The organism is Brooklawnia sp. (assembly GCF_032229645.1).
Classification (GTDB): Bacteria; Actinomycetota; Actinomycetes; order Propionibacteriales; family Propionibacteriaceae; genus Brooklawnia.
In genome coordinates, this window is the sequence record NZ_JAVTWX010000107.1 from 1 (window position 1) to 5422 (window position 5422).

General features: G+C 63.7%; 3 protein-coding genes and 1 pseudogene. All 4 read left to right on the forward strand.

Going from position 1 to position 5422, the window contains the following annotated elements:
• A pseudogene (locus tag AAFP05_RS08020) lies at positions 1-1495 on the forward strand (DNA-directed RNA polymerase subunit beta'); the annotation flags it as partial.
• Positions 1496-1919: 424 nt separating this feature from the next.
• Positions 1920-2291, forward strand: a complete 372-nt coding sequence (gene rpsL / locus AAFP05_RS08025) for a 30S ribosomal protein S12 (protein WP_341729339.1) — start codon at positions 1920-1922, stop codon at positions 2289-2291.
• Positions 2291-2761, forward strand: coding sequence for a 30S ribosomal protein S7 (gene rpsG / locus AAFP05_RS08030; protein WP_341729340.1), 471 nt, complete (start codon positions 2291-2293; stop codon positions 2759-2761). The genes rpsL and rpsG overlap by 1 nt, the downstream gene beginning before the upstream one ends.
• Positions 2762-2894: 133 nt before the next feature.
• The gene (gene fusA, locus AAFP05_RS08035; RefSeq protein ID WP_341729341.1) at positions 2895-4994 is read left to right on the forward strand and encodes an elongation factor G; all 2100 of its coding nucleotides are present in this window, start codon (positions 2895-2897) and stop codon (positions 4992-4994) included.
• The last annotated feature ends 428 nt before the right edge of the window (positions 4995-5422 follow it).

Below are 5422 nucleotides of genomic sequence, written 5' to 3' on the forward strand. Positions count from 1 at the left end.
CCAGATCGCCGCCATGCGAGGCCTGGTGGCCAACCCGAAGGGCGAGATCATCGCGCGTCCGATCAAGTCGAACTTCCGCGAAGGCCTGACCGTTCTGGAGTACTTCATCTCCACGCACGGTGGTCGTAAGGGGCAGGCCGACACCGCACTGCGGACCGCAGACTCGGGCTACCTGACCCGTCGTCTGGTGGATGTCTCGCAGGATGTCATCATCCGCGAGGAGGACTGCGGCACCGAGCGAGGCCTGACCAAGACCATCGCGGTCGCAGCTGAGGGCGGCGCGCTGCGTGAGGTGAAGGCTCTGGATACCAGCGCAGTCGGCCGAAACCTGGCCACCGACGCAGTGACCGAATCGGGCGAGGTCGTCGTCCCTGCCGGGACCGACATCACCGAGGATCACATCAAGGCGCTGATTGCGGCCGGCGTTGCCATCATCAAGGTACGTTCGGTGCTCACCTGTGAGGCCGCCACCGGCGCCTGCGCGATGTGCTACGGACGTTCACTGGCCGGCGGCAAGCTGGTCGATGTCGGTGAGGCCGTCGGTATCCAGGCCGCGCAGTCGATCGGCGAGCCCGGTACCCAGCTGACGATGCGTACCTTCCACACCGGTGGTGTGGCGGGCGACGACATCACCTTGGGTCTGCCGCGTGTGGTCGAGTTGTTTGAATCGCGCACCCCGAAGGGCAAAGCGCCGATTGCGGAGGCCGACGGACAGATCAAGATCGAGGATGGCGACCGCGGCCGCAAGCTGCTCATCGTCCGCGACGATGGCCAAGCCGATGTCGAGTACGTCGTTCCGCGACGTGCCCGGCTGGAGTTCGACGACCATGACGGTGTGCACCGCGTGGTCGCCGATGGCGACCATGTCAGTGTTGGCGATCAGCTGACGGCCGGCACGATTGACCCGCAGGACGTGCTTCGCGTCCAGGGTGTTCGCAAGGTGCAGGAGCACCTGGTGGCCGAGGTGCAGAAGGTCTACGCCACCCAGGGCGCCCCGATCCACGACAAGCACATCGAGATCATCATCCGGCAGATGCTGCGCCGCGTGACCGTGATCGATTCGGGCGATACCGACATGATGCCGGGCGAGTTGATCGATCGGCAGTCGTACGAGCAGGCCAACCGCAAGGCCCTCACCGAGGGCGGGCGTCCGGCCGAAGGCCGTCCGGTCCTGATGGGTATCACCAAGGCGTCGCTGGCCACCGATTCGTGGCTGTCCGCGGCGTCCTTCCAGGAGACCACCAAGGTGCTGACCGACGCTGCCATCAACGGCAAGTCCGATCATCTGATGGGTCTCAAGGAGAACGTCATCCTCGGCAAGCTCATCCCGGCCGGCACCGGCCTGGAGCGCTACCGCAATATCCGGGTCGAGCCGACAGCCGAGGCGCGGGCGAATGCCTACACGCTGAGCTACGACGCCTTCGACTACGACTTCGGCTCGGGTAGCGGGGCGGCTGTTCCGCTGGACGATATGGACTACCGCGACCTGCGCTGAGTCCATGACACTCAAGCCGACAGGGGCATTCGGGATCCTTCCGGGTGCCCCTGTTGTCGTAGCCGACGATGTTGCGGAACCTATGGCGATTCTTGGCAATCTGGCAGCCGCCGATCTCGGCTCCGTCTTGCGCGACGGACGACGCGGTAGGGGAGTTTTGACCCCTCGGTGGCCAGCAGGTAGACTGCACAGTTGTGTCCGGTCTGTCCGGCACCATGTGCGCACCCTGGCGGTTGAGCTGGGCACCTAAACGTTGCGAGGAGCCTAGGACAAGTGCGGAGTTCGCACGGCGGCTCCCGCCTCGTTCAAGAGATTTCGGTGGTTTCTCGTTCGTGATGACGTGCCGCAGCCAGGGAAGTAGACAACGAAGTGTGTGCCGCCTCAACCAAGGCGTGCACCACATGACGGAAAGAGATACCAGCAGGTGCCCACCATCCAGCAGTTGGTCCGCAAAGGCCGCACTGACAAGGTCAGCAAAAGTAAGACACCCGCGCTCAAGGGTTCGCCTCAGCGCCGGGGCGTGTGCACGCGGGTGTACACCACTACCCCCAAGAAGCCGAATTCCGCGCTACGTAAGGTCGCTCGCGTCCGTCTCAGCTCGGGCGTCGAGGTTACCGCCTACATCCCGGGTGTCGGTCACAACCTGCAGGAGCACTCGATGGTGCTCGTGCGCGGAGGCCGCGTGAAGGACCTGCCGGGTGTGCGGTACAAGATCATCCGTGGTGCTCTCGACACCCAGGGTGTGAAGAACCGCAAGCAGGCCCGCAGCCGGTACGGCGCGAAGAAGGAGAAGTAATGCCTCGCAAGGGTCCGGCGCCCAAGCGCCCCGTGATCATCGACCCGGTCTACGGCTCGCCGCTGGTTTCCCAGCTGGTCAGCAAGATCCTGCTCGGTGGCAAGAAGACCGTCGCCCAGAGCATCGTCTACACCGCGCTCGAAGGAGCTCGGGAGAAGACCGGTGTCGATCCGGTGCAGACGCTCAAGAAGGCACTCGACAACGTGCGCCCGGCCGTCGAGGTCAAGAGCCGCCGCGTCGGTGGCGCCACCTATCAGGTGCCGGTCGAAGTCAAGCCCGGTCGCGCGAACACGCTGGCCATGCGCTGGCTGGTCGGGTACGCCCGCGATCGCCGCGAGAAGACCATGTCGGAGCGGCTCATGAACGAGATCCTGGACGCCTCGAACGGCCTGGGGGCTTCGGTCAAGAAGCGCGAAGACACCCACAAGATGGCTGAGGCCAACCGCGCCTTCGCTCACTACCGCTGGTGATGTGCCGGGGGGTCGCCCTCGATCTGAGGGCGACCCTTTGGCATGTCTGGCTTCGGTTTTGCGGAGTCGAACCGCGCGTGAACGATATCCATCCCAACTCCCGGCACACACACGACAAGAAATAGGGGATTTCGTGGCCCTCGACCTGCAAACCGACCTACACAAGGTACGCAATATCGGCATCATGGCTCACATCGATGCCGGCAAGACCACCACTACCGAGCGGATCCTGTTCTACACCGGCATCACCCACAAGATCGGTGAGGTGCACGACGGCGCTGCCACCATGGACTGGATGGAGCAGGAACAGGAACGCGGTATCACCATCACCTCGGCGGCCACCACATGTTTCTGGAAGGGCTACCAGGTCAACATCATCGACACCCCGGGACACGTCGACTTCACCGTCGAGGTGGAGCGTTCGTTGCGCGTCCTGGACGGTGCGGTCGCCGTCTTCGACGGTGTCGCAGGCGTTGAGCCACAGTCGATGACCGTGTGGCGTCAGGCCACCAAGTACGGTGTGCCGCGCATCTGCTACGTCAACAAGCTGGACCGCACCGGCGCCTCGTTCGACCACTGCGTTCAGACCATCAAGGACCGCCTACAGGTCGTCCCGGTGCGTCTGCAGCTGCCGATCGGCTCCGAGCATGACTTCCTGGGCATCGTCGACCTGGTCGAGATGAACGCCAAGACCTGGCGCGGCGAGACCCAGATGGGCGACGACTACGTCATCGAGGACATCCCGGCCGATCTGAAGGACGCGGCCGACCAGGCCCGTATCGAAATGATCGAGCTCATCGCCGATCAGGACGACGAGCTGATGGAGACCTACCTCGGGGGCGAAGAGCCTACCGTCGAGCAGATCAAGCGAGCGATCCGCCGCGGCGTGCTGAGCAATTCCTTCACTGCCGTGGTCTGCGGTACCTCGTTCAAGAACAAGGGCGTGCAGCCCTTGCTGGATGCGGTCATCGACTACCTGCCTGCCCCGGTCGACGTCCCGGCTATCCAGGGCTTCAAGCCCGGCGATGAGTCCGTGATCATCGAGCGTCACGCCGACAAGGACGAGCCGCTGTCCGCGCTGGCGTTCAAGATCGCCGCCGACCCGCACCTGGGCAAGCTGACCTTCATCCGCGTTTACTCCGGCATCCTGAAGTCGGGTAGCCAGGTGCTGAACGCCGAGACCGGCAAGAAGGAACGCATCGGCAAGATCTACCAGATGCACGCCAACAAGCGTCAGGAGATCGACTTCATGCCGGCCGGCAACATCTGTGCGGTGATGGGTCTGAAGCAAACGGGCACCGGAGACACGCTCTGCGATCCGGCGCACCCGGTGATGCTGGAGTCGATGGAGTTCCCGAACCCGGTCATCGAGCAGGCCATCGAGCCGAAGTCGAAGGCCGATCAGGAGAAGCTGTCGATCGCCATTCAGCGGCTCGCCGAAGAGGATCCGACCTTCCAGGTACACACCGATGAGGACACCGGCCAGACCATCATCGCAGGCATGGGCGAGCTGCACCTTGAGGTGCTGATCGATCGCATGAAGCGCGAGTTCCACGTCGAGGCGAACATCGGCAAGCCGCAGGTGGCGTACCGCGAGACCCTGCGTCGTGCGGTCGAGAACGTCGACTACACGCACAAGAAGCAGTCGGGCGGTTCGGGTCAGTACGCGAAGGTCATCATCACCTTGGAGCCGCAGGAAGCGGGCGCGGGCTACGAGTTCGTCAACGCTGTCACCGGCGGCCGCATCCCCAGGGAATACATTCCTGCGGTGGACGCGGGTGTCAAGGACGCCATGCAGTTCGGCGTGCTGGCCGGCTATCCGGTCGAGGACATCAAGGTGACGCTGACCGACGGCGCTTACCACGATGTCGACTCTTCGGAGATGGCGTTCAAGATCGCCGGCTCGATGGTCTTCAAGGAGGCCGCCCGCAAGGCCAGCCCGGCCCTGCTGGAGCCGATGATGGCCGTCGAGGTGACGACCCCGGAAGACTACCTGGGTACCGTCATCGGTGACCTAAACTCGCGTCGTGGCCAGGTGCAGTCGATGGACGAGGAGCACGGCAACCGCGTCGTGCATGCGCTCGTCCCGCTGGCCGAGATGTTCGGTTATGTGGGTGACCTCAGGTCGAAAACCTCCGGCCAGGCCACCTACACCATGGAGTTCCACTCCTACGGTGAGGTTCCCAAGAACATCTCCGAAGAGATCGTGGCGAAGGCTCGCGGCGAGAACTGATCGTCGGGTCGTCCGCATCGTGTAGGTCCCGAGCCCATGACGGGCCGGAAACCTACACGATGAGCTGCCGCAAGCGCGTCCGAAGCCACCTGATCGCGATAGGCGCCGCCTGGCTGCGGCACCGTTCGCCGGATGTCTATGATGGTGCCTAGCAGCCTGTCGTCGGGGGCGTTCAAACCGGCTCGCTGGTCGTTCGCTACCAGCAGTGCGGTATCGGTTTGACTCCCGGCGACTGGACGACGACAATTACTAGGGCTCGTGGGTGAATACCCACGGCCCTGATGAGCTGTACCAAATCAGGACAATCGAGCTGCGGGACCCTCCCACAGCCACGAAAAGGTGTGCCACGCAACCAGCGTGGCGACTAACCAGAAGGAGCCCAAGTGGCAAAGGCCAAGTTCGAGCGGACCAAGCCGCACTGTAACATC

Bases quoted from the DNA above. Each gene is read 5' to 3' on its own strand.
- rpsG (WP_341729340.1), top strand. From the start codon at position 2,291: ATGCCTCGCAAGGGTCCGGCGCCCAAGCGCCCCGTGATCATCGACCCG.